Genomic DNA, 26,386 nt, shown 5'->3' on the forward strand with positions numbered 1-26,386 from the left:
CCTGGTTCGCCGATGTGGCGCGCCTTCGAGGCTTTTACCTTCCGCCTCGAAAGGAACACGCCATGTCCACCGACTTTCTTCCCGCCCTCTCCCAGTCTCTCGCCTCCCTCGTCGAGCGGGCCTCTCCGAGCGTCGTCCGCGTGGACGCTCGACGACGGCGCGGCGCCACCGGTGTCGTCTGGAGCGCCGAGGGCCACATCGTCACCACCAGCCACGCCGTCGAGCATGAGGGCCCCGTGCAAGTAGGCCTGTCCGACGGCGGCACCGTGGCCGCCGAGCTCATCGGCCGCGATGCCAGCACGGACGTGGCCCTGCTCAAAATCGACGCGGCGAAGCTCTCCCCGCTCGCGCTCGCGCCCTTGGACGCCGTGAAGGTGGGCAACCTCGTCGTCACGGTGGCGCGGCCGGGACGCACGGCGCGCGCCACGCTCGGCATGGTGAGCACGCATGGCGAGGGCTGGCGCACCCACGCGGGCGGGCGCGTGGACCGTTATCTCGAGACGGACGCGGACCTGCCGCCCGGCTTCTCTGGAGGCGCGCTGGTGGACGTGGAGGGGCGCTTCGTCGGGCTGCTCACCGCGGCGTTCTCACGCACCGCGGCCGTCGTCATTCCACATGACACGCTGACGCGGGTGACGGCGTCGCTGCGCGAGCACGGAGGCATCCGGCGCGGCTACCTGGGCGTGGGGGCGTACCCCGTGAAGCTGCCCCAACACCAGTGGGCGGCGGCGGGCGCGGAGGCGGGGCTCATCTTCCTCTCCGTGGACCCGGACGGGCCCGCGCACCGGGCCGGCCTGTTGCTCGGGGACGTGCTGGTGAGCCTGGGAGGCCAGGCGCTGCACGGCGTGGAGGACCTGCTCGGCTACCTGGGGGACGAGAAGGTGGGCACCTCCGTCCCGGCGCGCGTGCTGCGAGCCGGCGAGGTGCGTGAAGTGTCCATCACCATCGGCAAGCGTTCGTGAGGAGAGGGGTGACGCGATGAAGTTGCTGCAACAGTTCTCGGACGACCTGGAGACGCTCGTGTCGCGCGCCTCGCCCGCGGTGGTGGGCGTGGAGCACGCCAGAGGCCACGGCACCGGTCTCTTCCTCACGCCGGATGGCTATGTCCTCACCAACCGCCACGTCGTCATGCGGGGCTCTCGCAAGCTGACGGTGCAACTGTCCAACGGCGAGGAACTGCGCGGCTCGCTGGTGGGCGGGGACGCGCCCACGGACCTCGCGGTGGTGCGAGCGGAGGGCGGCGACTTCCCCACGCTGCCCCTGGCCGCGCCGGAGACGGTGCGCGTGGGGCAGTTGGTGATGGCGATTGGCAATCCCTTCCGGCTGGAGCAGTCGGTGGCGCTCGGGGTGGTGAGCGCCGTCAACCGCAGCGTCACACTGCCTGACGGCGTCATCCTGGAGGGCATGCTCCAGACAGACGCGGCCATCAACCCGGGCAACTCCGGCGGGCCGCTCATCAACACGCGGGGCGAGGTGGTGGGGCTCAACACGCTGGTGCTGCCGTACGCGCAGGGCATCGGCTTCGCGGTGAGCGCCACCACGGCGGCGTGGGTGGCCAGCCTGCTCATCCAGCGGGGGAAGGTGGAGCGGCGCTTCCTCGGCATCGCGGCGGTGGCGGTGGACCTGACGTCGGAGCATGCCCGCGACGCGGGACAGCCGCGCGCGGTGCGAATCCTCCGGGTGCAGGACGGGACGCCCGCGGACGACGCGGGGCTCCAGCCGGAGGACCTGCTGCTGGCCATCAACCGTCGCGCCGTGGGCAGCGTGGATGACCTCCAGCGGCTGATGGCCCTGGCCACCGATGAAGAGGTGTCGCTGGACGTGTTGCGCAAGGGACGGCGCAAGCAGGTCTCCGCGCGCACGCGTCCCCGCATCGAGCCCGTGGCGGCGTGAGCGGAACGTGGCTCTGGGCTCATGCGGCCCGGAGCCACGGACGCGCTGTCATTTCGACCCGGGCCCACAAGAGCCCGTGACGGAGTGACAGTCGCCCGTGAGACGCGCGGCGAGACTCCACTCCGGAGACCAGGCAGGCACGCGGCTTGAAGAGTCACGAGCCGCCATGAATGAAACGCTTCCACGCCGCACGCTGCGCCACTCGCTCCGACAGGTCCTTCCCATCCTGCTGCTTCTCTCGGCGGGGGTGGCGGCCTTCGTGCTGCCACTCTTCTTCTGGGCCGTGCTCTCCGAATGTCGGGGCGAGTCGAGACACAGTCGGGCCGAGCTCGACTTGAAGAACATCCAGAGCGCCATCCGGCTCTATCAGCGCAAGACAGGCCAGTTGCCCATGCACTCCAACGGGCTCCAACTCCTCGTGGACCATGGGGTACTCGATGAGCTGCCCCTCGACCCCTGGAACAACCCCTACCAGTACACGCTTCGCGGTGCGTGGGTGGAGCTGCGCAGCCTGGGCTCCGACGGGGTAGGTGGTGGCGAAGGTAATGAGCGGGACATCGAGCTCACGTTTCCAGTGAGCCCGCCCCCGGAGGACTCGCCCCGCCCCTAGACGCGAGCCGGGCCACCCTGCTCCGGTCTGTCGTCCAGCATGAGCCGATCCTCGAAGCACCACACCCACGTCTCACCCGGCTCGAACGACTGGATGACGGGGTGCTTCGTCTGATGGAAGTGCTTCGTCGCGTGCTTGTTCTGCGACGAGTCGCAGCACCCGACGTGACCGCACTCCAGACAGCGTCGGAGGTGGACCCACTGGGCCCCCATCTTCAGACACTCCTCGCAGCCGTCGGTCCTCGCCTCGGGGTTCCCCGCCTGCTCGATGTGCTTGCACTCGGTCGCCATCGTTCGCCTCCCTGATAACCCGTCGCCCGCGGACAGGGTGTGCACGAAGGTCCCGCGCATCCACATGCCGGGCGGCCATGCGGTCAGGCTCTCGCCACCAGGGTGGCCGACACTCGTGGGCCGCGAGGAGTGGCACGACGGAGGCGCACGTCCCACGGTTGAGCCGTATGCCTTCCGACACTTCTTCCGGCGGCGCGTCCGTTTCCTATGCCAGTGCGAGGGGACGCGGCGTGCTGCTCGCGAGCGTGCTCGGCAGTGGCATGGCCTTCCTCGACTCCACCGCCGTCAACGTGGCGCTGCCCGCGCTGGGCCGAGAGCTCCACACGGGGCTGACGGGCCTCCAGTGGGCCGTGGACGCCTACCTGCTCACCCTCGGTTCGCTGGTGCTCACCGGCGGCGCGCTCGGTGATGCCTGGGGACAGCGCCGCGTCTTCCTGTTGGGCGTGGTGGGCTTCACCGCCATGTCCGTGCTGTGCGGCCTGGCGCCGAACGCCTGGACGCTCGCCCTCTTCCGCGCCGCGCAGGGCATGGGCGCGGCGCTGCTGGTGCCCGCGAGCCTGGCGCTCTTGCGGACCTCGTTCCCCGAAGCGGACCGACAGCGCGCGGTGGCCGCATGGGCGGGCCTGTCCGGCGTCACCACCGCGCTGGGGCCGCTGTTGGGAGGCTGGCTGGTGGACGTGGCCTCCTGGCGGCTGGTGTTCTTCCTGAATCTCCCCCTGGCGGCGCTCACCGCGTGGGCCACGCTGCGCCACGTTCCGGACGACCGGCCCACGGGTGATGCGCGCAAGCTGGACCTCGCCGGTTCGGTGACGGCCGCGCTGGGGCTCGGCGGCGTCATCTACGCGCTCATCGAAGGGCCCGCGCATGGCTGGTCCGTGGCCCCCGTGCTCGCCGCGGTGTTCGGCGCGGCGATGCTGGCCGCGTTCCTCGTCATCGAGTCGCGCGCGCGAAACCCGATGTTGCCGCTCGGGCTGTTCCGTTCGCGGACCTTCTCTGGCGCCAACCTCACGACGCTGACGGTGTACTTCGCGCTGGGCGGCGTGGGCTTCCTGCTCATCCTCGCGCTGCAACAACAACTCGGGTACTCGGCGCTCGCGGCGGGAGCGTCGCTGCTGCCCATCACCGTGATGCTGCTGTTGTTCTCACCGGTGGTGGGAAGGCTCGCGGGCCGCATCGGCGCACGGCCCTTGATGACGGCGGGGCCGCTGCTGGCGGGCGTGGGCATGGCGCTGCTCACGCTCATCCACCGGGATGGAAGCTACGTGGGCACGGTGCTGCCAGGGGTGCTCGTGCTGGGCCTGGGGTTGAGTCTCACGGTGGGGCCGCTGACGGCGGTGGTGCTTGGCGCGGTGGAGGACCGGCACGCGGGCATCGCCTCGGGGGTGAACAACGCCGTGGCGCGAATCGCCGGACTCCTGGCGGTGGCACTGCTGCCGCTCCTGGGAGGACTCGCGAACAAGACGGGGGACGCGTTCCTCGCGGGGACACGTGAAGCGCTGTGGGTGTCCGCGGGCCTGTGCGTGCTGGGCGCGCTGTGCTCGTTCCTGCTGTTGCCCCGGGATGTCGGCCGGGTGAAGCGCGAGCCCTCGAGACCGAGCCCGCGCTCCACCGCGCCTCCAGGCTCACGCCCGGGTCTTCAGTTCCGGAGTCAGCGGAAGTAGGGCGAGCGGGCCACTTCGATGCGGCCCAGCAGCTCCATCGTCCCCAGTCGCTCGTCACCACTGAGCGTGGGCAGTCGTGCCGTCAGCTCCGTGTGCACCTCCTGCAACACGCCATAGGCGGCGAGCGTCTGGTGCGCCTTCAAGAGATTCACCATGACCCGGCGCACGGGGAAGGTGCGCACGCCGTCGACGTTGAGCAGGATGCCGCGCACGTCCGCGAGCAGGGCCTGCGTATACGCGGGCGTGGTCGGCGGCGGCTTCACCGCATGGGGCTGCCCGACGCGTGTGTCCAGATAGAGGAAGCTGAGGATGCGGCGGGCCAGGTCATTGGCACGGACCGCGTACGCCGCACCTTCGCCCGAGGGAGTCTGGAGGGGTGGCCGCACCTGCTGCATGAGGACGTCGTAGGCCTGGGCCTGCCCGCTCGCGTCCCCGCCCCTGACGAAGGAGTCCAGCGCCTGGAGGCTCGCGCGAAAATCGACGCCGACGGGCGCGCCACGCAGCACCTGCTCCGCCAGGGTCCGCATGTTGGGCAGATGAAAGCGCGTCAACGGGTCGTCATAGCGGTCGTAGTGGACACAAGCAGGCTCCGCCCAGGCCAGGACGTCACTGTCCGTACAGAACAGGTCCGTGGGCAGCGCCGTGGACAGTCCATAGAGGTAGCGCACCGCCGCCACGTCGTACGTGCCGGGCGCCTGCACGTGAATGGTGTCGGGCATGGCGGAGTAGTCCATGACGGTGCTCGAGCGCGGCGTTTGGGGCGTGCCGTCGTACACGCGCGACCCATTGAAGTTGTGTCGCAGGCCCAGCGTGTGACCGACCTCGTGCAGCATGATGTATGTGAGGTAGCGCTCCACCTTCTGCTTCACGGTGAGGGCGGGTCCTTCGGAGCGGTCCTCCTCGGACGACAGTCGGGCGGAGAAGCCCGATGGCAGGGACGCCGCGTCCAGCTCACAGGAGGGCTCGCGGGTGAGCCCGACCCAGTACAGCCTGGGCCTCGGGTTCTCGTCACGCGCGCTGGCCGAGGAGAAAGCCGTCAGCTCTCCCGCGAAGAAGGCCTCGGCATCGTGAATCATGGCGGCGCTGATCATGACGGTGGCCCGGCGGACCTCGCCCGTATTGGGATTCGAGCTGAAGTCAGCGATGGCCAGATGGGCGTGAACCTTCGGGTCGAGGACGGCGAAGTTCTTGTCGTCCTCTCCGATGTCCATGCTGCTGTCACCCAGCACGGCCTCGAAGACCTTGAAGCCAAACGCCGCGTTCCAACCCTCGATGCCTCGCTTCACTGCGCCCACCACGTCCGCACCCCGGTAGCGGGGGTCCTCGTTCAGTTCCAGGAAGTTGGGGGTGATGTAGAAGCGGATGGGTTTCATCCCCGGCCGGATGTTCCACTTGATGGCATTCAACGCCAGCTCGCCCGTGTTGGGGATGAAGCGGCCCTCGCTGCGGAAGTAGTGCCGCGGCTCCGGTGCTGGCATCTCCGTGAAGCCCTCACCTTCCTTGTACTTGCGCAGCGCCATGGCCAGCGTGCCCGAGGCGCGAAAGCCGTTGCGCTCCAGGGAGTCGCTCCGGTCGTCGAAGGCGTCCGTGAACCCGGTGAAGACCTGCTCGTACTGGAAACCGTCCGAGAGACGCCGAAAGCGCTGGGAGAAGAGCAGCTCCATCCGGAAGTCGATGGCCCCGGGCCCATACCAGTGGTCTCCGAGGATGCCGACACGGTTGAGCCCCGCCGCCGGGTCGATGAGCACGTACTGGTCCGAGCCTGGCAAGCGGTTGAACGGGGCGTGGTCCGTGACGATGGGATACGCCTCCACCAACGAGTCCGGCTTGAAGATGTCGTTGCGCGTCAACCCGTCGCGGGCGTCGAAGGCATAGAGCTTGCCGTTCTGCTCCTGGAAGCGAATCACCCGGGGGATGAGGTTCGCGGGGAGGCCGTAGTACTCCGGGTCGAAGTTGAGCTGTCGAAGCGTGGCGGACAGGAACCAGCGCTGCTTCAGTTCGCTCTTGCGGATGGCGAGGTAGAACGTCCGCCCCGTTGGGTCCACCACTCCGTCCAGCTTCTGCGTCACCTGCGTGTGCTGTTCGGAGGTGAGTTCACGAGGGACTTCGACGAAGTCGTCACCCAGGACCATCGCGGGCGCGGGGACCTCCGGCGCGTCGCACCCGACACCCAACGTCGCGACCAGGGCCAGCGCCCCCATCCAGGAACGCCGAGTCGAGAAGTGCTGTCTCCACATCACGATGTCTCTCCACACCGGGAGAAGAAGTCGAGACTCGTCTGCCTACAGGAGACGGCACGACGCCCCTGCTCGGTCCCCCGGCGGTCCCGGGCAAGGTCGCACCCTCATTGCCACGGTCATCGAGTTGCAATCCATGCGAGGGACCTCCTCTCCGGACATGCTTGTTCCTCGGCCAGTGGACTTTGCGGTCCATCCACCGTGCTGCTACCCGCGCGCGGGCGCGCGACTCCAGAAGCACGAAGGGCCCCCTTCCCGGTGGGAAGAGAGCCCTTGTCACCACATGGGTGCGTCCGTCGTGCGCGCTAGCTCTTGTACTTCACCGAGCAGCCATACGGCGTGGTGGTGGCGGCGGGAACGGGCTTGCCGTTGAGCACCGCGTCCACGGTCGTCTGCACGTGGTTGACCTTCTTGTCGCTCTTGCCGCGCGGGTCATCGTCGATGGCGCCCGCGTAGCGGACCACACCCTCCGCGTCGATGATGTACATGTGCGGCGTCGTCTTGGCGCCGTACGTCTTGCCCGTCGCGCCGCTGGCGTCCTGGAGCACGGGGTACGTGAAGCCCTCCGTCTTCTTCCACGTGGCGGACTTCTCCGGCGTGTTGTGCGCCGTCGAGTCCACCGCCAGCCACACCACCTTCTTGGCGTCGAAGCCCTTCAGGGTGTTGGCCATCGTGTCCGCCTCATAGTGGCGCTTCACGAAGGGGCACTCGGGGTTGGTCCACTCCAGCACCACCACCTTGCCCTTGTACTGCGACAGCGAATGCTCCTTGCCCGCCTCGTCCTTCAGCGTGAAGGCCGGGGCCGGCTTGCCGACCTCCGCGTCCGCGAAAGCGGGGACACCCACGAGTACCGAGCCGAGCGCGAGAGCGGTGAAGACCTGCTTCATGGCGTTCCTCCTGATTGGGCACTGCTTGACTGCGGATGACTGCGTTTCAAGGCCGAGGGAATCCAGCGGCGCAGAGGACCTTCGAGCCGTCCTGCCGGCGCAGCGGTGAGCACTCCGACGCACGCTTCACCGAGTCCACCACCGCATCCACCGTCAACAACTCCTGCAGCACCTCCGGCTTGTCCGGCGCGCCGGGGCTCAGCACCAGGTACATGGGCACGCCCGCGCGGCCATGGTCCGCCAGCCGCGCGGTGATGCGCGCGTCGCGGCGCGTCCAGTCCGCCACGAAGAACGCCACGTGGTGCTCCGTGAAGGCCGCGCGCACCTCCTCGCGAGCCAGCACGGTGCGCTCGTTGAACTTGCAGGTGAGGCACCAGTCCGCGGTGAAGTCGATGAACACCGGCTGCCCCGCCGCCATCGCGGAGGCCACCGCCTCGTCGCTCCAAGGCTGCGCCTGCCCCACCGTGGTTGACGCGCGCGCCGCCGGGGCCGCCTCCTCGAAGCGCAGCGCCGCCACGCCCGAGCCCACCAGCACCAGCGCCGCCACCGCCAGCGTGCCCCACCGGCGCCCGCCCTCCTGGAGCTGCGACTGGCCATACACCCAGGTGCCCAGGCCCACCGCGACGAGGAAGGCCAACAGCCGCGCCATGCCGTCCACGCCGGCAAGCCCCCCCATCACCCAGACGAGCCACACCGTGGTGCCCAGGAGCGCGAAGCCCAGCACCTGCTTGAAGCGCTCCATCCACGCGCCCGGCTTCGGCAGCTTCTGCGCGAGCCCCGGCACCAGCACCAGCAGACAGAACGGCAGCGCCAGGCCCAGGCCCAGCGCGGTGAAGACGGCGAGCACCGTGAGCGGACCCGCCGCGAAGGCGAAGCCCACCGCCGTGCCGAGCAGCGGCGCCGAGCACGGAGTCGCCAGCACCACCGCGAGCACGCCCTCGCCCGCGCTGTGAAGCAGTCCGTGGCTCTGGTCCACCTTGCCCGCGAGCGCGGTGCCATCCAGGCCCACGTTGAAGACACCAAAAAGGTTGAGGGCGAACGCCACCAACACCGCGCTCACCGCCGCGACGAAGAGTGGCTCCTGGAACTGGAAGCCCCAGCCCACGCCCGCGCCGCCCGCGCGCACCGCCAGCACCGCGCCCGCGAGCGCCAGCATGCTGGCGACGATTCCGCCCGCGTACGCCGCCGCGTGCGCGCCCACCCGGCCCTGCTCCTGGCGCACCATGCGCGTGAAGCCGTACGCCTTGAGCGCCAGCACGGGGAACACGCACGGCATCAGGTTGAGCAGCGCGCCGCCGAGGAACGCGAACAAGAGCGCCATGCCCAGCCCCATCGACGACTCCGGGGGCGCGGCCGTCGCGGCGCTCGCCACCGGCTTCACCGCCGCGAGCGAGTCCTTGATGGAGGGCGCCTTCGCCACGACGGGCGTCGGCGCCGCACCCACGGCGGCCACGAAGGGCGCCATCGGCACGTCGACTTCCAGCGCCTGATAACCCGTGGCCTCGGTCCCCAGGCGCAACACGCCCTTGAGTCGAGGCTCCGCCTTCGGTGCATCCGGCTCCGCCTTGCCCTTCAGCGCGAAGCGCCCCGGGGCCGTCTGCGTGAGCGTCACCTTGTCCAGGCCGGGGATGCGCTCGGGAACGAAGGCGTCCTTCTCCGCGGTGGGCACCGCGCCACCACCGGACTTCGCCACCGTGACGGTGCCGGTGAACTCCTGGCCCGCGGTGAGCTGCTTCACATCCAGCGCGAGCGCGGCGGTGTGGCCGGTGTCCGCCACCGGGCGAGGAACGCGCGCCTTCGCCGCGTCGAACGTCGGCGTGGTCTCCGCGTCCGCGAGCGTCGTCGGCCCCACGGGGATGGAGCGCGTGAGCATCAGGTCCGCGGGGATGCAGTGCACCTCGCACACCAACGCGTTCACCGCCGCCGACAGGTTGAGCGTGCCGACGGCCTGCTCGGAAGCGCGTGCCTCGGCGAAGAGGAGCACCTCGCCGTCATAGCCGTGGGTGACGATGAAACCGTCGGGCGTGCGGAAGGTGCTCGGGAAGGGCCACTGGAGCGCGCCCACCGTGGAGCCGGGCGTGTCCCACGCGACGTCCGTCTCCAGGCCGGAGTCACCCGGGTTCTTCCAGTAGATGTGCCAGCCCGGATCCAACCGGAAGCGCACGCCCACGCGGTAGGTGTCGCCCGGCTTCACCTGGGTGGCATCCACCAGCAGCGCGGCCTCCAAGCGCGGATCGCCCTCGTCGGGCGCGCCCGTGGCCACCGCGGACGGAGGAAGCGCCGCCTGCGCCACCGCCGCCACCAGCCACATGCCGATACCGCCCACCAGGGCGAGCCTCTTGGACACCGAGTGCTTCATGCGTCTCCCGTTAACCCACCCGAAGCCAGGTCGCCAGCATCCGACGGGCCCCGCTTCCGAGGGAGAACCTTCCAGGCGGGGGGACATTCCCCGCGCCCGCCCGCATCCGGGGCGTGCGACAGGGCAGGAAACATCCCGGGTGACTCGGCGTGGACAGAAGGACCCGCTCCGTCGGGGCGGGCGGCCGAGCGACCAGGCCGGGAGGGGCTCAGTCCTCCGACTTCCAGGGGGCCAGGGCGGGCAACGGGAGCGCCGGACCCACGCGGCTCAAGGTGACGCGGGAGACCTCGGAGTGGGCGCGGCGCATCACCAGCGCCTGGGGTTGCGCGGCGCGGCGCTCGACGATGCGGCGCAGGTCCGCCAGTCGCTCCATGTGGCGTTGCGGTGGGACTTCCAGCGAGCCCAGTCGCGCGAGCTTGTAGAGGGCGAGGTCGGCGGTCTCCAGCGCCTGCTCCGCGGCCCCCTGGTTGCGGCGGCCCAGGGCCTTCCAGGCGGAGGCCTCGGCGGCCACCAGCTCCAGCTCCGCCGACACCGCGCGCACGAAGCGGCCCTGGTCGCTGTCGGGCAGTACGCGTGACACGGGGACGGGCATGCGCCGCGTGTCCGTGCCCTCCAGGTAGGAGGTCGTCACGCCCAGGTTCCACTCGGCCGCGTCCAGCTTGCCGGAGAAGAGGACCCGACGCGGGAAGGACTGCGACACCGCGCCGAGCGACGCACTCATCGCGTCGCCTTCGACACGGGAGGAGTAGCGGTGACGGCAGCGCAGCTCCGAGAAGCCCGAGGGCAGCACGTACACGCGCGCGTCCGAGCCCACCTCGCCGAACAGCTCCGCGGACATCGTGCCCACCGCCAGCGGCAGACCCTCCGGGTCATCCACGTGGACGAAGCCGGTGCCGGACGGTCCCGTGAGGGCTTCCAGGATGTCGGGCAGGTAGTGACGCCCCAGTCCCAGCGCGTGCAGCACGACGCCAGACTCCACGACGCGCGCGCCCAGCGTCTTGAAGTCGGAGAGCTGGGAGGGGCCGACGGACGGCTCGCCATCCGTGAGCATCAGCACCTGGGGGCGCGCACCGGGGACGAGCACGCGACGCACGGCCTCCGCGCCCCGCTCGATGGCCTCGTGCAGCGCGGTGCCCTCGCCGGACTCCAGGCGCGACAGCGCCTTGAGGAACTGGGCCTTGGCGGAGGTGTCCATCGCGCGCACGGGCAGCAGTTGCTCCGGCTCCGCGTCGAAAGTGAGGAGGCCCAGGTAGTCGCGAGGGCTGGCGCGCTCCACCAGGGATTGCGCGGCCTGCACCGCGGCGAGCAGCGGGACGCCGCGCATGGACGCGCTGCGGTCCAACACGAGGTTCGCCGTCACGGGAGCCCGGGGCGCGTCCGCGTCCGCTTCCAGCGTGACGAGCAGCAACACTTCCCGGCCGTGCTCCGCGTCGCGCTCCACTGCCAAGGCCGTCTGCTTCATCCGTGCTCCCGCGCGCTCTCACGAGACATTCTGCCGCGAACCGCCCCGTGAAAGACGACGTCCCTCACGACCGGAAGTCTCATGGGCCACAACACCAATGGCATGGATCCTCACGGAAAGGCTTCCACGTCGAGGATGTGGGCAGACACACCCCGGAATCAAGAGGGGGCCAGGCCGCCACACCCGGCAGCGGGGTAGGTCCTGACCGCGTCGGGAGCGATTACCGGGACACGCCGCACGCCGCGCAGTGCCGGGCCTCGGGCGTCCGCAGGGGCTTGCCGCAGTGCGCACAAGCCGGCCCATACTGACTCAGCCGGTGGTGCATCACCGCGTTGGCGTTCGTCTCGTGGAACCCGGTGAGCCGCTCGTACTCCTCACGCACGGGCCGGAACCGCTCCTCGATGGAGCGCCGCTCCCCGCTCTGCACTTCCGCCGGGCTCCGTGGAGAAAACGCCGCCCGGTACAGTCCGGCGACCTTTGCGAACTCCTCCTCGTCGAGCATCGGCACATCCAGCTTGCAGCGCCAGCACCACAGCACCTTCATCCGGGCCTCCCGCCCTCCTCGCGCGCACGCGGCAGCTTCGCGCACCACGCCAGGGCGCACGCAACGACGTCAGCAAGAAGGAGGAGATGACGGCCGCCCCGAACACCCAGGCGTCACCGAGAGACCACCGGCCCGGGAGCCACCCACTGAGGGCGCCACCGCACGAGCCGAACCACCGGTTACAAAGAAGCGCCCCCGCGCATCCACCGGCCGCGGGGGCCGCGAATCACTCGGCCGCGCTCCAGCCGCCCCACGACTCATCCCCATAGCCCCACATCCGGCCACCGGGAGCCCCATCCACGGGAGTCACGGACTCGCTCTCACCATCTTCCGCGAGGTCCACATACGGCAGCCCTTCATCGTCCATGTAGGTGGTGTCATCGTGAACCATGTCCGACTCCTTTGGGCGCTCCGCTTCAGGGAAGGTGGACGGCCTTTCGGCTCGCCTCCTTGTGGGCGCCCCCCTGTTCGGTCCGCGTGGGTCCGCCCGATGCGGTGCCCGGCTTACGACTCGTTGACCGATTTACCGACCATGGTGCTCATGTCGCTTCGCGTTGTAAAGCCCTTGGGGAATCAAACTTCCGACCCCTGCGTCGACCCCACGTCTACTCGCCTGCCTTCCAACCTTCACCCCAACTATTTCAGCAGGTTGTGAAGGCGTTGACTGACAGACAGCGTGCGAGGCCGTCGTACAAGGTAGGTCGGCCTGGCGTCGGATGGAACCACACAGCAGTCAACACTTCGCCATTTTCAAGGCGGTAGGCTGCCAGTGCGGGTGTCAGTAAATTAGTGTAGCGGGCAAGCTTGCTCGCTCGTGGCGCCACTCCGTGCTTCAGTCCCGGACACCTCGCCCGCTCAGCGCTTGATTCGAGAATCACCCCTGTTAGGGTTGACGGGCACTCAAGTTTTGCCGCGTCGCGGCAACGGGCCTTCCGCCGCGTCCCCCCAGAGGTCCTCCGAGTCCCAATGAGTCCCATCATCACCGGCCTATTGCTTGCCATCGCCGTTCCCATCTTCGTGATGACCATGTCCGGTCGCGTGGGCGTGTTGCTCGCGATGAAGAAGGAGCGGCGGCTCGACAACATCCCGCTGCGCATCAAGCGGCTCGTGCTCTTCGGGCTCGGGCAGAAGCGCATGGTCGACCCGGAGGAGTTCACCCCGGGTTTGATGCACGTGCTCATCTACGCGGCGTTCATGGTGCTGCAGGTGCGCACCATCATGATGTTCGCGATGGGCTTCTCGTCAGGCGCGCTGGAGCTGTTCACCGACCTGAGCCACCCCTTCTGGCTGGACAACACGGTGCTGCTGGGCGCCTACCGTGGCTATCTGCTGATCAAGGACGTGGTGGCGGCCCTGGCGCTGGTGGGCTGCGGCTACTACGTGTGGACGCGCTGGAAGGTGAAGCCGGACCGCATGTCGCAGTCCTGGGAGGCGTACCTCATCCTGGGCTTCATCTCCGGGTTGATGGTCTCCGAGTTCCTGTTCGGCGGCAGCCACATGGTGGCGGCGCACGCGGCGGCGCAGCAGGTGCCGATGGGCGCCACGCAGGTGCCCGCGGCCCCGTCCGCGCTGGTGTGGTGGGAGCCGTTCACCAGCCTGGTCGGCATGGCGATGATGCCCCTGGGCTCCACGGCAGCGCACGTGCTGGGCATTGGAGGCTTCTGGACCCACCTCATCATCGTCCTGGCGTTCCTGAACTTCCTGCCCATCGGCAAGCACTTCCACATCATCACCGGCCTGCCCAACGTCTTCTTCCAGCGCACCCACTCCACCGGCAAGCTGCCCACGCCCAATCTGGAGAAGGAAGAGTTCGGCACCGCCACGGTGAGGGACCTCACGTGGAAGCAGGGCCTGGATTTGTACTCCTGCACGGAGTGCGGTCGCTGCCAGACGCACTGCCCCACGTACATCACCGGCAAGCCGCTCACGCACAAGGCCGTCAACCAGGACCTGAAGCATTGGATCTGGGACCACGAGCAGTGGGCGGAGGAGGGCTACAGCCCCAACCGCATCAAGGAGCCCCTGCCGGAAATCGTCGGCGGCGCGCTGAGCTCCGAGACGGTCTGGGCCTGTACCAGCTGCGGGTGGTGCGAGCAGGCGTGTCCGGTGTTCATCGAGAACGTGCCGCGCCTCATCGACATGCGCCGCTACCAGGTGCAGGTGAAGGCGGACTTCCCGCCTGAAATCCAGCGCGTGTTCGAAGGCATGGAGCGCCAGGGCAACCCCTGGGGCCTGGGCCAGGACCGTCGCGACGAGTGGGCCGAAGATTTGGCGCTGCCCACGTGGGGTGACGAAGGCGGCCCGTACGAGTACCTGTTCTTCGTGGGCTGCGCGGGCAGCTACGACGACAAGCAGAAGAAGGTCAGCCGCTCGCTGGTGAAAATCATGCGGGAGGCGGGCGTGAGCTTCGCCACGCTGTCCAAGCAGGAGATGTGCAACGGCGACTCCGCGCGCCGCATGGGCAACGAGTACCTGTACCAGACGATGGCGAAGACGAACGTCGAGTCGTGGAACTCGATGGGCGTCAAGGCGGTCATCACCCAGTGCCCGCACTGCTTCAACACCATCAAGAACGAGTACCCGGAGTTCGGCGGCGAGTACCGCGTCATCAATCACACGGAGCTCATCAACGAGCTGTTGCGCGACAAGCGCATCAAGCTGTCCGCGGTGATGAACACCAAGCTGACGTACCACGACCCCTGCTACCTGGGCCGGCACAACGGCGTGTATGACGCGCCCCGCGAAGTGCTCAAGGCCATCCCCGGGCTGGAAGTCGTGGAGATGCAGCGCAGCAAGCGCGAGGGCTTCTGCTGCGGCGCCGGTGGCGGCCGCATGTGGATGGAGGAGCACATCGGCACGCGCATCAACCACAACCGGTTGAACGAAGTCGCGCTGACGCTCAAGCACGCCGAGGACCCGACCACGCCGTTCCCCGACGCCGCGGACAGGAAGAAGCCGGGCCTGGTGGGCGATTACAAGGAGAAGGGCGGCACGGGCATTGTCGCCGTCGCGTGTCCCTTCTGCTCGACGATGCTGGGCGACGCGGTCAACGACACCGGCCGCGAGGGGAACATCAAGGTCAAGGACATCACCGAGCTGGTCGCCGACGCGATGGAGGTCCGCAGCGGCGCGGCCGGTGGCGTGGCTCCCGGCGCGACGCTGAGCGCCAAGCCGGAGTAACGGCGCGACTCGGAAGAGACCTGGGCCCGGAGGCTTCCACCGTGAAGCCCCGGGCCTTCGTCGTTTCAGGCGCTCACTTCACCCACTCCAGCAGGTACGTGCAGGAGGAGCCCTCGCGCACGAGCACGGAGACGCGGGGCTCCTTCGCGCCGGAGAGGGTGAGCAGGAACTCCAGGACGCCGACGTAGTAGATGGGCCTGTCGTTGATGTCGCTGAGCCACAGCTCGGCGCGCCCGGGCGAGCTGGCCTTCACCAGCGTCTCCACGTAGTTGTCCGTGCCGCGAAAGCCCCGGTTGAGCTGGAACAACATGAACTGGGGCCCCAGCGCGCGGGCGCCCACGCCCAGCATCCGGCCGAGCACCGTGGCCAGCAGTCCCTCCATCACCGCGTGCCCCAACTGACGCCAGGCCTCATCGAGCGGAAGGTGCGGCCACAAGTCACCCAGCACGATGTGTTGCCAGCGCAGCCACGAGGCCAGGGGATACGTCGGCTGCAACGGGACGGACAAATCCAACCCCGCCTCACGCAGCAGGCGCCACGCGTCCTCGGACAGACGGTCCTTCAGCGCAATCTGGAAGAGGCCCTGCACCGTCCCGCTGTGGACGATTTTTGGCTCGGACGTCGCCATGCGGTGGCTCCTCTCGGACGGGGGCGGACCGTACGTGTGAAGCCTCCCATGCGGTGCGGGGCCGCCCGCGCGTGGAGGGTGGTGAACGCCGCGAGTGTCCGGACACTGACGCGTGCTCAGGGCTTGCGTTGCTTTTCCGAACGCAGCACTCGCTCCAACCGCTTCGTGGCCCCGTCGTCCCCGAGCTTGCCCGCGACGTACGCACCCGCGGACGCGAGCTTCCGGCGGAAGTCTTCCTTCGGCGGTGTCGCGGCCGGAGAGGCCGTGCCCGGGCCGGTGATGGCATCGGTGCGCAGCAACAGGGGCACCATGGAGCGCTCGTCCTCCGTCGCGCTCTCCCAGAGCGCCGACACGGAGTTCGAGTGGCCATGGGCGGCGGCGATGATGACCGCGGACTCTCCGATGCGGTTCGTAATCGTCGCGTCCGCGCCCGCCTTCAGCAGCAGCTCCACGAGCCCGGAGTGTCCCTCTCGTGCCGCCACCATCAGCGGCGTGAGCCCCTCGTCATCGAACGGATTGGGGTCCGCGCCCGCGTCGAGCTGGGACTTCAAGGACTCGCGGTCTCCCGCGAGCACGGCATCGAAGAGGGACATGGCAGCCTCCAGCCCGACAGCATCGCGCCTCGGGGGCGCGGATACCAGGGACCTGGGAGCCTGGAGACAGGCCTACAGCGGGCCGTACGAGGGCTCGGCCGCGCTGGGCACCGCGAGCGTGACGGAGTTCGACGGCGCCGCGCTCACGGTGGAGCGGTAGATGCCCGGGTCCCCACCCGCCGAGTCGGCGAAGAGGAAGCCGACCTGGCTCGCGCCCGTCCACACCGGCCAAGTCTCCTGGGCGCTCGCGCCGCCATAGCTGGTGACGCGTCGCAAGGCGCCCAGGCGACCTCCACTCAGGGTTCCCACATAGGTGCGCACGCTGCTCGAGGAGCCGCGCCCGTCCAGCACCACCTGCGAGCCGTCCGGCGACACCGCGACACGGTTGGCCACGGTCCCGACGTCATTGCCCAGCGACGAGGCGATGATGGCGCCCCCCGAGAGCGGCACGTACGCCACCTGGTTGAGCTGCTGGAGCCCGCTGCCCGTGGGCGCGACGACGGCGGTCCCATTGGGGACGAAGGACGGCGCCCCATAGGCGACGACGGAGTTCGGGGTGAGCTCCTGGAAGCCGCTGCCGTCCGTGTTCACCCGCCCCAGCGACGTGAGGGAGCTGTTGCCGGGGGAGAAGACGAAGACGACGCCGCGGCCGTCCGGGCTGAAGGTGGGCGTGCGGAAATTGGTGCAGCCCCGCGCGCAGGCCGCGTCATTCTCGCTGAACAGCGTGGCCACGGTGCCACCCGTGGTGGGCACCGTCAGCAGCGAGGTGCCAAGACCACCGCGCTGGACGAAGACGACGCTGCGACCATCCTTCGACACCGAGGGCCAGTAGGCCCCGCCCGTGCTGGTCAGCCGCTGCGGGCTGTTGGGGTCTCCCGCGTCGTCCACCACGAAGACGTTGCGGTCGTCCTCGCGCACGAAGGCAAAGCCCTTGCTGAACCGGACGCCTCCCACGCCACCGCCGCCGCCATCATCCTCGAACGGCTCGCAGCCACCCAGCAGCCCCACCACCAACAGCCCACCGACGAAATACCGCGTGCCCGTCATCACAATCGCTCCACGTTGCCGGCCCGGTTCAGCGCCCCGCACTACAGGGCGCGCCGGGTCGGACGTCAACGCGTGCGAAGGCATTCACGGGCAAGCCCGCGCGAAGGGGCTCAGCGGTTGAGCTTGGCCAGCTCGTTGCGACACTGGTTGCAGAGCGACAGCTGCTTGCGGTCGCAGTCCTGCGGGGACTGCGCGAAGAACATCACGCACCGAGGGTCCTCGCAGTAGGACAACCCGAGCAGGTGGCCCGCCTGGTGGGTGACCTCCACCTGGATGCGCCGCCGCAGGTGCTCGCCGTCAGCGCCCTGGCGAAGCCTGAACACGCTCACCACCGCCGTGCGGGACTCGCGGTCCGCCTCGCCGAAGACAAAGGGCGAGTCCGGGACGAAGAGGTCCACGTCCGTCACGCCGAGCACCAGGTGCTGACCGGGCTCCATCATCGGCGTGAGCCGACGCATGATGGCGTTGCAGTGGTACTGGGCTCGGTCCTTGTTGAAGGCATAGGCCGGCGTCGGGAGCGCCGTCTTCGCCACCACCGAAGCGGTGCCCATCTGTGTGGTCAGTGGGTCCTGGAGGTCTTTCAACAGGGTTGCCGTTGGGCTTCCCACGGAGACCAGCAGGAGCGTCTTCTGCGGCATCGGGCCACCGTCCTTCATGCACACGGACGGACGCGCTGGCTACCGCGTCCCCCCGGAGCGGAATGACTGGGGCGCAAGGATTCGAACCTTGATACTCAGAGTCAAAGTCTGATGTCCTGCCATTAGACGACGCCCCAGCAGGTTCGCACGTGAACTTCTGGCGGCCGATTCTACGGCATCTGGACGGGCTCGGGAACCCACTCTGACGTCGGGATGTGTCGTCCCCCCTCTTCCACGCGGATCAACCCCGGAAAGTACGGGTCCGGACGCGCTGAATTCCACCAGGAGTGAATTGACCGCTCCGCGTGTATCGGCGCGAGGGCCCGGAGACGGAGCTCCGAGCCCCCGCGAGGCGGGATTCAGCCCTTGAGGACGGCGATGGGTGTCAGGCGCCGGACGGGCGTGACGAGGTCCGCCTCGTCCTCGAGGACCTCGACGATGTCGCGGTAGGCGGCGGGCGCCTCCTCCACGAGCGCCGCGGCCCGGCGGGAGTCATGCACCACCCTGCGCAGGGCGTGCTCCAGGGCCGAGGGACGGATGCGGGCGCGGGCCTCGGTCCGGGTGAGGACCCGGCCGGCGCCGTGGGAGCAGGAGCGGAACGCGCGGGGCTCGGCCCGGCCTTCCACCACATAGGAGGCGGTGCCCATCGAACCGGGGATGAGCCCTTGCCGCCCCGCCTCCAGGCCCACCGCGCCCTTGCGGTGGACCCACAGCGCGCGGCCGAAGTGCGTCTCCCTGGCGACGTGGTTGTGGTGGAGATCCACCGTGGACTCCGGCTCCGGTGAGATGCCCAGTGTCCGGGACAACACGTCCAGGGCGCGCGCGGCCAGTTCGTCGCGGTTCGCTCGGGCGAAGCGACAGGCGAGGTCCACGTCCGCGAGGCAGGCGGCTCCCTCGGGCGTGTGCAGGCTCAGGCCGGGCAGACTGCCTTCCCCGAGCGTCTTCGCGACACGCTGGTGATGCTCGCCGATGGCCGCGCCCACGCCGCGAGAGCCGGAGTGCAGGAGCAGCCAGAGGTCCCCTCCCGCGTCCCGGTCCAGCTCGAGGAAGTGGTTGCCACCGCCGAGCGTGCCCAGGTGTCGCGGCGCCAGCCGCTCCCAGGCATGGCGCAGCTTCTGGGTCGAGAGCGGCGGAGCCTCCAGCGCGGACGGAAGAGGAAGGCCGCGACCTCGATGCGTCGCGTCTCCCACCGGGATGACCTGGGACAAGCGGGTGAGCAGCAGCTCCAGCGTGTCACGCCCCAAGGCCGCGGCGGGAAACGCGAAGCGGTAGGCACTCACGCCACAGCCCAGGTCTCCACCGAGGGCACCGGGGACGACGTGGTGCTCGGTGGCGAAGACGGAGCCCACCGCGACGCCGTGCGCGACGTGGACGTCCGGCATCGCGGCCACGTGCTCGACGACGTAGGGCTGGGCGGCGAGGTGCCGGAGTTGTTTCTCCGCGCCGGGTGGAAGGGCGCGTGCCCAGACGAGGATGGGCACTGCGCCGGGCTCGGCCGGGAGGATGCGTGGATTCATCGCGCACCTCCTTCGTCATCGCCGTCCTCGTCGAAGAACCCGGGTACTTCGTCCTCGTCTTCGGGAGTGGCGGTGTCTGGGGGCTCGGCGGACAACGCCTCCGTCGGGTGCTCGGCCACGCCGATGTAGATGAAGCGCAGCTGAGGCACCCGCTTGAGGTCCAGGTGCTGTGCGAGCTGCGAGCGCAGGTAGCCACTGGCTCGGGCCAGTGCCTCCTGGACTTCACGCGCGCCCGACACCGCCGCCGGGGTGAGGGTGTAGCCAATGCGGATGAGCCGACCATCCGGTGTGAGTTCGAAGGACGCCGGTGAGACACCTTCGAGCCGAGGGTCGGACAGCTCGCTCCGGAAGAGGAGGGAGACCTCCTGGAACAGGGTGGACTGAACGCGCAGGTGACGCGCGGAGGGAGGTTCGGACGACGAGAACGACGATGCAGCAGCACCCTCGCGCCGACGGGGCGCGCGGGGACGACGATTCCTGGAAGAAGCCATGAGTGGACGAAGATTTCCCAGCAGGCCGCGCGTGCGGCGCACACCTCGTGACTCAGCTCACGAGGACGCGTGCGGCACGACGGCCGGAGTGCACGGTGACAAAGGCTTGCGCGCGGTGCTGGTTCGACGAGGACACAACCCTCTCCGACCCACTCAGCCTCGAAGGCGGGTGAGGGAGGAACTCAGCTCTCGTGAGACGAGCACGACGCGAAGCGACCCGAGACACCGTTCAATACAGTCCCCATGGCACACCTCCCGCCGCGCTCGGAGTCTCCGGCACGGGCACTCGTGGGTTTCGATGGGGAGAACGGACGGCGCTCACCGCCTGTCCGCGCACACCGGCGGACGCTGACGAAAATGCCTGGGGACTCCTGACACGCGGGGACGGGGGGCCCTCCTCTCGAGACAAGGAAGGCGTCACCTGGAGGACAGCGCGCACCGTCGAGCCTCCTGGAGAGGGGGCGGATGTCCGGTGGTCGCCACCCCTTCTTTCCACCATCCGACGAGAAGCCTCGCGTGGGATTGGCCCCTTCGCACCTCCCTGCCTACGCAGCAGGGCGCGAGGGCGAACACATGGCGGATGTCTTCGATGTGGTGGTGATTGGTGGTGGGCCCACGGGAGAGAATGCGGGAGCGCGAGCCGCCGCGGCCGGGCTTTCCGTGGCGCTGGTCGAGCACGAGCTGCTCGGCGGCGAGTGCTCCTACTGGGCCTGCGTTCCGAGCAAGGCGCTGTTGCGTCCAGCGGAGGCGCTCTGGTTGGCGAAGCACTCGCCGGGTGTGCGAGAGACCATCAAGGGGCCGCTGGTCGCCAGCGCGGTGTTGGAGCACCGCGACGCCATGGTCGGCTACTACAACGACGACTCCCAGGTGAAGTGGGCGGAGGGCGCGAAGCTGACGGTGGTGCGCGGCCACGGCAAGCTCACCGGCCCGCGCAAGGTGCGCGTCGAGGCCAAGGACGGCACCGTGCGCGAGCTGGAGGCAAAACGCGCGGTGGTGCTCGCGACGGGCAGCCGGCCGCGCATCCCGGACATCCCGGGGCTGAAGGAAGCCCGGCCGTGGGACAACCGCGAGGGCACGGGCGCGAAGCAGGTGCCCAAGCGGCTGCTGGTGCTGGGCGGCGGCGTGGTGGCGGTGGAGCTGGCGCAGGCGTGGCGCTCGCTGGGCTCGGAGGTGACGCTGGTGGAGCGCGGCAAGGCGCTGCTGTCCCGCTTCGAGCCCTTCGTGGGTGAGCAGGTGGCCCAGGCCCTGCGCGATGAAGGCGTGAAGGTGATGCTGAGCACGTCCATCGCCAGCGTGAGTCGCCCGGGAGGCCAGGGCGAGGTGACGGTGAAGCTCTCGACGGGCGAGGAGCTGAAGGGCGATGCGGTGTTGGTGGGCATGGGCCGCGTGCCGCGCACGGACTCCCTGGGCCTGGAGACAGTGGGGCTGAAGGCCGGCGAAACGGTGCAGGTGGATGACCAGCTCCGCGCGAAGGGCGTGGAGGGTGGATGGCTCTACGCCTGCGGCGATGTGAATGGCCGCAACCTGCTGACGCACATGGGCAAGTACCAGGCGCGACTGGTGGGTGACGTCATCGCGGGCAAGAAGGCGAGCGCGTGGGCGGACACGAAGGCGACGCCGCAGGTCATCTTCACGCACCCACAGGTGGCGAGCGTGGGCCTCACGGAGGCGAAGGCCCGTGAAGCGGGGCTGCCCGTGCGCACGGTGCAGTACGACCTGGGCAAGGTGTCGGGTACGTCGCTGTTCGGCGAGAAGCTCGGTGGCACGGCGAAGCTGGTGGTGGACGAGAAGCGCCGGGTCATCCTGGGCGCCACCTTCACCGGACCCGAGGTGGGCGAGATGCTTCACGCGGCCACCATCGCCGTCGCGGGTGAGGTGTCGCTCGACACGCTCTGGCATGCCGTGCCGTCGTTCCCCACGATGAGTGAGGTGTGGCTGCGCTTGCTGGAGACGTACGGCTTGTAGCGCGGGCACGTAGGCCGCTGGCGAGTGTGCGGCTCGCCAGCTCCGGCGCGCATGGCAGCCCGTGTATTGGATTGCCCAATCCCATACAGACCCCCGGAAGCACACCCACCCGGGAGCCCGAGCGTCCCCTCACGACGTCTCCACGTCGGCACGACACGGCCGCACCCGCATGTGCCGCCAGGTCAGTGAAACACCTTCCTCCGCGACGGCACCACACATCCAGGCACACTCCAGGTGACGACCTCCGCGCCATGTCCGGGCAGGCAGGCAACCCGAGGGGGGAGATCCACCTCGCCGCCTCCACACGGAGGCCGTTGCCGGGCAGGGCCCCGGCGTGAAATGGTGAACACCTCCCCCGCCCTCCCCGCCTCCTCGATGCCCGTCGACGCCCCGGGGCCGTGCCGACACCACGGCCTTCACCGCCCTTCGCCCACACCCCGCGTGAATGGGCCCGTCCACTCCCCTGTCCTCGAACCCGGGAGCCTGGCCCCGTGACGACCTCGTCCCAATCCGCGAGCGCGCTGAGCGACGCCTCCAGCCCCGCGAAGTACACCTCCACGAAGTGGGCCCGCTGGCTCTGGTGGTTGGTGCTCGCGGTGCTGCTCGTCGCCGCCGTCGCCGTGGGTCAGCACCCTCGCCGTGGCGTGGACTTCCGCGTGTATCTCACCGCCGCCGAGCGTTTCATCGAGGGCACGGACCTCTACCGCGTCTCCGACGGCACCATGCCGTTCAAGTACGCGCCCGTCACCACGCCCCTCTTCATCCCCTTCAGCTTCCTTCCCCCGCGCATGGCCGTCGCGCTGTGGAACGTCGGCTCCATCCTCGCGCTCGTGGCCGTGGCCCGCCTCACCCGCCGCTCGCCGCACGGCCCTGGTGAGGCCGCGCCGTGGGCCTGGGCCCCCGCGCTCACCACCATCGCCCTGCTGCCCGCCTTCACCTTCGAGCTGTTCTACGGCCAGGTCGACGTCGTCATGCTGCTGCTCGTCGTCGTCTCGGCGCTCGGCGCCGAGCGCGGCCAGGTGTGGCGACCGGGCGCGGCCTTCGCGGTGGCCTTCCTCCTCAAGCCCCCCGCCGCGCTCATCGGTCTGTTCTTTCTCTGGCGCCGCCACTGGCGCGTCATCGGCGCCACCGCCGTCTTCGGCGTCGTGCTCTCGCTGCCCACCCTGGCGCGCTATGGCTGGGACGGCACCCTCACCCAGTTCCAGATGTGGAGCGAGACGCTCGCCCGCACCACGCCCCCCTGGGTGCTCAGCACCAATGCGCAGGGCCTGCCCACGCTGCTCATCACCCTGTTCCACCCGGGCTCCGTCGCCACGCCGCCCTCGTTCGCCATCACCCTGGCCCAGTTCGTCGCCATCGCCCTGTTCCTCGCGGGCGTGCTGTGGGCGCGGCCGGGCCCCGCGGACCTGCTGGCCCTGTGCTGCCTGGGCGTGACGCTCCTGTCACCGTTGGGCTGGCGCGCCAACTACGTGCTCGCCTGGCCGCTGGTGCGCGCCGCCACCGAGGGCCGCTTCCGCTCCAACCTCACCCTCGTCGGAGTCATTGCCGTCATCGGCACCATGTTCTCCGACAAGGGATTGGGGTTCGACTGGTCTCGCGACGTGCTGCTGATGCGCCCTTTCGCGCTCGTGTACTCCGCGTTGCTGATCGCCATGTTGTGGCAGATCCGCCAACAAGGTGCGCCTCGCGCGATGACGCTCGGTGACACTCTCGCCCGTTTGCCTCGCACCCTGCGTGGCATGCGGGCGCCGTGACGCATCCGTCATCTTCCTGGCCTGAAAGTGTCACGGGGTCCGGACACCCCTGAAACATGGCGTCGCTATATGCGCGTCAGCCATGTTCGAAACGTTCGACAGCGCCTCCGATGTCGCCTCGGCGCGAAGGTTCGCGCTCTCCACCACGGCGTCCGTCGCGGTCTTCGTGCTCATCGGAGTCGCCGTCGTCTCCTTCGCCGGCAAGGTGCGCGAGGTCATCCAGGAGAAGAAGGGCACGGACGTCGTCTTCCGTCCGCCCCCGCCTCCCGTCGTCGAGGTGAAGCCCCCGCCTCCGCCGCCGCCCGCGCCGCCCAAGCCCAAGCTGCCTCCCAAGGCCGCTCCTCCCGCGCTCGCCAAGGCGCCGCCGCCCGCGGCTCCCCTCGTCGCGCCCGCGCCCATCGTCGCGCCGACGGTGGTGCCGCTCGACAAGCCTCCCGAGGCCGCCACGGAGACGGTGGCCGCCGCGCCCATCGCCGTGGGCGGCACTGGCGCGCTCGTGCCGGGCGGTCGGGTGGGTGGCACCGGTAGCGGCGAGGGCCTTTCCGCCGGAGGTGGTCGCGCGGCGCCCATCAACCTGCCGGAGTCGGCCACCGCGCCGGAGCCGCTCGAGTCCAACCTCATTCCCGAATACCCCTCCGAGGCCCGCTCCAAGGGTCAGGAGGGCATGGTCATCCTCAAGGGCGTCGTCGAGGTGGATGGCCGCGTCACCCAGCTCAAGGTCATGCGCGGTGATGAGCCCTTCGCCAGCGCGGCGCTCTCCGCCGTGCGCACGTGGCGCTTCAAGCCCGCCGTCGTCGACGGCCGCCCCGCAGCCGTCTTCCGCATCTTCAAGGTTCCGTTCCGTCTCAAGTCGTAGGCCGTCTGACTCACCCGCACCTGCCCCCCAGGAGCACATCGCCATGAACTTCAATCTTCGCGACATCTACAACCACATGGGCGTGTTCGCCCTGGGCATCGCCTGGACGCTGATGCTCTTCGCCGTCGCGTCCCTCGCCGTCTTCTTCGAGCGGCTGTTCGTCTTCTTCCGCTCCCGCGCCACCTCGCGCGCCTTCGCGGCTCGCGCCGGTCAGCTCCTCATGCAGCACCAGCACGAAGCACTGGTGAAGGAGGCCGAGGGCACCAAGGGAAGCCACCTGGCCGTGCTGCTCGGCGGCGGCATGAAGGCGTTCCTCGCGAAGTCGAAGCAGCCCGCGGGCAAGCTGGGCCCGGTGGAGCTCACCCGCCGCGAGCTGGTGCGCATCAATGACCGCGTCAGCGCGGACGTGCGGCGCGGCATGTCGCTGCTCGCCACGGTGGGCTCGGTGGCGCCGTTCGTCGGATTGCTCGGCACCGTGGTCGGCATCATCGAGGCCTTCGCCGGCATCGCCAAGGAGGGCTCCGGCGGCCTGGGCGCGGTGTCCGCCGGCATCGCCGAGGCGCTCGTCGTCACCGCGCTGGGCCTGCTCGTCGCCATCCCCGCGGTGCTGATGTTCAACTTCCTCTCCACTCGCGCGGACGCGCTCCAGCTCTCGCTGGATGCCGCGCGCAGCGAGCTGATGGACCACCTGGAGGACATGCCGGCCGACAAGCGCGGCGGCGTGAACAACGGCGCGGTGGCCACCGGTCCGGAGACCGTGGCGCGCCGGGAGGGGCTCGATGTCCGCCCGGCGTAGCAGCATCACCCCGGAGATGAACGTCACGCCGCTGGTCGACGTGGTGCTCGTCCTCCTCATCATCTTCATGGTCGTCACGCCCCAAATCGAGTCGGGTGCGTCCGTGGAGCTGCCCGCCGCGACGAACCCGGACAAGGAGAACAAGGAGCTGGAGCCGACCACGGTGAGCCTGGCCGCCAACGGCGCCATCTTCATGGACCGCAAGGAGCTCAAGAAGGACGCGCTGCTCGTGGAGCTGAAGGCGCTGCGCGAGAAGAAGCCGGACTCGCCGGTGGTGCTGAAGGCGGACCGGGGCGTGCGCTACTCCGAGGTGCGTGGCGTCTTCAAGAGCATGCAGGACCTGGGCTTCCCGGGCATCAACCTGCAGGTCATCGACAGGAAGAAGTAGGAGCGCGCCATGGCATTCGACCTCGGAGGCGGCAAAGCGGGCGGCCTTCGCCCGACGATGAACGTGACGCCACTGGTGGACGTGGTGCTCGTGCTGCTCATCATCTTCATGGTCGTCACCCCGCTGCTGACCAAGCAGATGTGGATGACGGTGCCCGCGAAGAGCGACAAGCAGGACGAGCCACCTCCCCCTCCGCCCGACGCATTGCCACCGGTGGTGCTCACGGTGGACCGCTCAGGCGTGCTGCGCATCAACCGGGAAGAAGTCCCGCGCGAGCAGGTCGTCGCGCGACTGCAGCGCATGCTCAACGCGCGCCCGGACAAGATCGTGTTCTTCGACGCGGGCGACGACGTGCCTTACGGCGCCGCCATGGAAGTGCTGGACCTCGCCCGGGGAGGAAATCTCACCGTGGGCGTGCTGCCGGACAAGCTCGCGGACTGAAGTGTCCGCCTGGCGGCGGGTCGTGACCTCGAGTTTTCGATCCGCCGCCTGAATCGTCACAAGCCATCCATTCCAATGCCATGCGACTCGCGTTGTTTACAGCGCGACCGTTGGCAAGGAGAGCCGTGTTGTCTCGCGCAAGCCTTCAG

Annotated in this window: 24 protein-coding genes and 1 tRNA gene; 11 read left to right on the plus strand and 14 right to left on the minus strand. The window is 69.3% G+C overall.

What is annotated here, in order from left to right; translation table 11 throughout:
* The first annotated feature begins 62 nt into the window (after window positions 1-62).
* The 3 genes from HUA75_RS27875 to HUA75_RS27885 all read left to right on the plus strand — a co-directional run bounded on the left by HUA75_RS27875 (window position 63) and on the right by HUA75_RS27885 (window position 2,503).
* Window positions 63-962, plus strand: a complete 900-nt coding sequence (locus HUA75_RS27875) for a S1C family serine protease (RefSeq protein ID WP_174488078.1) — start codon at window positions 63-65, stop codon at window positions 960-962.
* Window positions 963-978: 16 nt separating this feature from the next.
* On the plus strand, window positions 979-1,893 hold the full coding sequence (locus HUA75_RS27880) for a S1C family serine protease (protein ID WP_141641131.1): 915 nt from the start codon (window positions 979-981) through the stop codon (window positions 1,891-1,893).
* 166 nt (window positions 1,894-2,059) lie between these two features.
* On the plus strand, window positions 2,060-2,503 hold the full coding sequence (locus tag HUA75_RS27885) for a type II secretion system protein GspG (RefSeq protein ID WP_174488079.1): 444 nt from the start codon (window positions 2,060-2,062) through the stop codon (window positions 2,501-2,503).
* Here the strand turns inward: HUA75_RS27885 and HUA75_RS27890 are convergent.
* Complete coding sequence (locus HUA75_RS27890) at window positions 2,500-2,793, minus strand: UBP-type zinc finger domain-containing protein (protein WP_174488080.1); 294 nt, start codon at window positions 2,791-2,793, stop codon at window positions 2,500-2,502. The genes HUA75_RS27885 and HUA75_RS27890 overlap by 4 nt on opposite strands.
* Before the next feature lie 230 nt (window positions 2,794-3,023).
* Here HUA75_RS27890 and HUA75_RS27895 point away from each other — a divergent pair, with 230 nt between their 5' ends.
* Window positions 3,024-4,454 carry an MFS transporter gene (locus tag HUA75_RS27895; RefSeq protein ID WP_371746204.1) on the plus strand — a complete coding sequence of 477 codons (1,431 nt, stop codon included), beginning with the start codon at window positions 3,024-3,026 and terminating at the stop codon, window positions 4,452-4,454.
* Here HUA75_RS27895 and HUA75_RS27900 read toward each other — a convergent pair.
* From HUA75_RS27900 to HUA75_RS27925, 6 genes are all read right to left on the minus strand, one after another.
* Entirely contained in the window at window positions 4,442-6,691 is a 2,250-nt protein-coding gene (locus tag HUA75_RS27900) for a zinc-dependent metalloprotease (RefSeq protein ID WP_254627824.1), read from the minus strand. The two genes, HUA75_RS27895 and HUA75_RS27900, sit on opposite strands and share 13 nt — an antisense overlap.
* 305 nt (window positions 6,692-6,996) lie before the next feature.
* The gene (locus HUA75_RS27905; RefSeq protein WP_174459055.1) at window positions 6,997-7,578 is read right to left on the minus strand and encodes a thioredoxin family protein; all 582 of its coding nucleotides are present in this window, start codon (window positions 7,576-7,578) and stop codon (window positions 6,997-6,999) included.
* Between the two features lie 46 nt (window positions 7,579-7,624).
* A complete protein-coding gene (locus HUA75_RS27910) occupies window positions 7,625-9,937 on the minus strand; it encodes a protein-disulfide reductase DsbD (RefSeq protein ID WP_174488083.1) in 2,313 nt (770 codons plus the stop codon).
* A gap of 208 nt (window positions 9,938-10,145) precedes the next feature.
* Window positions 10,146-11,399, minus strand: coding sequence for a VWA domain-containing protein (locus HUA75_RS27915; protein WP_174488084.1), 1,254 nt, complete (start codon window positions 11,397-11,399; stop codon window positions 10,146-10,148).
* 220 nt (window positions 11,400-11,619) lie between these two features.
* The gene (locus tag HUA75_RS27920; protein ID WP_174488085.1) at window positions 11,620-11,943 is read right to left on the minus strand and encodes a hypothetical protein; all 324 of its coding nucleotides are present in this window, start codon (window positions 11,941-11,943) and stop codon (window positions 11,620-11,622) included.
* A gap of 226 nt (window positions 11,944-12,169) precedes the next feature.
* Window positions 12,170-12,334, minus strand: a complete 165-nt coding sequence (locus tag HUA75_RS27925; RefSeq protein ID WP_174460170.1) for a hypothetical protein — start codon at window positions 12,332-12,334, stop codon at window positions 12,170-12,172.
* A 575-nt stretch (window positions 12,335-12,909) separates the two neighbouring features.
* Between HUA75_RS27925 and HUA75_RS27930 the strand changes: the two genes are divergently transcribed.
* Window positions 12,910-15,123, plus strand: coding sequence for a (Fe-S)-binding protein (locus tag HUA75_RS27930; RefSeq protein ID WP_141641122.1), 2,214 nt, complete (start codon window positions 12,910-12,912; stop codon window positions 15,121-15,123).
* 73 nt (window positions 15,124-15,196) lie between these two features.
* Here the strand turns inward: HUA75_RS27930 and HUA75_RS27935 are convergent, their stop codons facing one another.
* From HUA75_RS27935 to HUA75_RS27965, 7 genes are all read right to left on the minus strand, one after another.
* Complete coding sequence (locus HUA75_RS27935) at window positions 15,197-15,751, minus strand: DUF2378 family protein (protein WP_141641121.1); 555 nt, start codon at window positions 15,749-15,751, stop codon at window positions 15,197-15,199.
* Between the two features lie 116 nt (window positions 15,752-15,867).
* Window positions 15,868-16,344, minus strand: coding sequence for an ankyrin repeat domain-containing protein (locus tag HUA75_RS27940; protein ID WP_174488086.1), 477 nt, complete (start codon window positions 16,342-16,344; stop codon window positions 15,868-15,870).
* A gap of 72 nt (window positions 16,345-16,416) precedes the next feature.
* Window positions 16,417-17,391: a PD40 domain-containing protein gene (locus HUA75_RS27945; RefSeq protein WP_141641119.1), complete on the minus strand. Its 975-nt coding sequence runs from the start codon at window positions 17,389-17,391 to the stop codon at window positions 16,417-16,419.
* A 110-nt stretch (window positions 17,392-17,501) separates the two neighbouring features.
* Window positions 17,502-18,029: a non-proteolytic archaemetzincin-like protein gene (locus tag HUA75_RS27950; RefSeq protein WP_141641118.1), complete on the minus strand. Its 528-nt coding sequence runs from the start codon at window positions 18,027-18,029 to the stop codon at window positions 17,502-17,504.
* A 66-nt stretch (window positions 18,030-18,095) separates the two neighbouring features.
* A tRNA-Gln gene (locus tag HUA75_RS27955) sits at window positions 18,096-18,166 on the minus strand.
* 222 nt (window positions 18,167-18,388) lie between these two features.
* Complete coding sequence (locus HUA75_RS27960) at window positions 18,389-19,546, minus strand: RtcB family protein (protein WP_174488087.1); 1,158 nt, start codon at window positions 19,544-19,546, stop codon at window positions 18,389-18,391.
* Window positions 19,543-20,037, minus strand: a complete 495-nt coding sequence (locus HUA75_RS27965) for a ribosome-binding factor A (RefSeq protein WP_174488088.1) — start codon at window positions 20,035-20,037, stop codon at window positions 19,543-19,545. Before HUA75_RS27965 ends, HUA75_RS27960 begins: the two co-directional genes overlap by 4 nt.
* Window positions 20,038-20,610: 573 nt before the next feature.
* On the opposite strand from HUA75_RS27965, the gene HUA75_RS27970 reads away from it, so the two are divergent.
* The 6 genes from HUA75_RS27970 (at window position 20,611) to HUA75_RS27995 (ending at window position 26,237) form a co-directional block, all read left to right on the plus strand.
* On the plus strand, window positions 20,611-22,002 hold the full coding sequence (locus HUA75_RS27970) for an NAD(P)/FAD-dependent oxidoreductase (protein ID WP_174488089.1): 1,392 nt from the start codon (window positions 20,611-20,613) through the stop codon (window positions 22,000-22,002).
* 491 nt (window positions 22,003-22,493) lie between these two features.
* Window positions 22,494-23,756: a glycosyltransferase family 87 protein gene (locus HUA75_RS27975; RefSeq protein ID WP_141642073.1), complete on the plus strand. Its 1,263-nt coding sequence runs from the start codon at window positions 22,494-22,496 to the stop codon at window positions 23,754-23,756.
* 82 nt (window positions 23,757-23,838) lie between these two features.
* Window positions 23,839-24,612 carry an energy transducer TonB gene (locus tag HUA75_RS27980; RefSeq protein ID WP_174488090.1) on the plus strand — a complete coding sequence of 258 codons (774 nt, stop codon included), beginning with the start codon at window positions 23,839-23,841 and terminating at the stop codon, window positions 24,610-24,612.
* 43 nt (window positions 24,613-24,655) lie between these two features.
* The gene (locus tag HUA75_RS27985) at window positions 24,656-25,408 is read left to right on the plus strand and encodes a MotA/TolQ/ExbB proton channel family protein (RefSeq protein WP_141642072.1); all 753 of its coding nucleotides are present in this window, start codon (window positions 24,656-24,658) and stop codon (window positions 25,406-25,408) included.
* Window positions 25,392-25,796 (plus strand): biopolymer transporter ExbD, encoded by a 405-nt coding sequence (locus HUA75_RS27990; protein WP_174459044.1) that lies wholly within the window; start codon window positions 25,392-25,394, stop codon window positions 25,794-25,796. Before HUA75_RS27985 ends, HUA75_RS27990 begins: the two co-directional genes overlap by 17 nt.
* 9 nt (window positions 25,797-25,805) lie before the next feature.
* On the plus strand, window positions 25,806-26,237 hold the full coding sequence (locus HUA75_RS27995) for a biopolymer transporter ExbD (RefSeq protein WP_141642070.1): 432 nt from the start codon (window positions 25,806-25,808) through the stop codon (window positions 26,235-26,237).
* The last annotated feature ends 149 nt before the right edge of the window (window positions 26,238-26,386 follow it).

It is taken from the genome of Myxococcus sp. CA040A, assembly GCF_013336725.1.
Classification (GTDB): Bacteria; Myxococcota; Myxococcia; order Myxococcales; family Myxococcaceae; genus Myxococcus; species Myxococcus llanfairpwllgwyngyllgogerychwyrndrobwllllantysiliogogogochensis.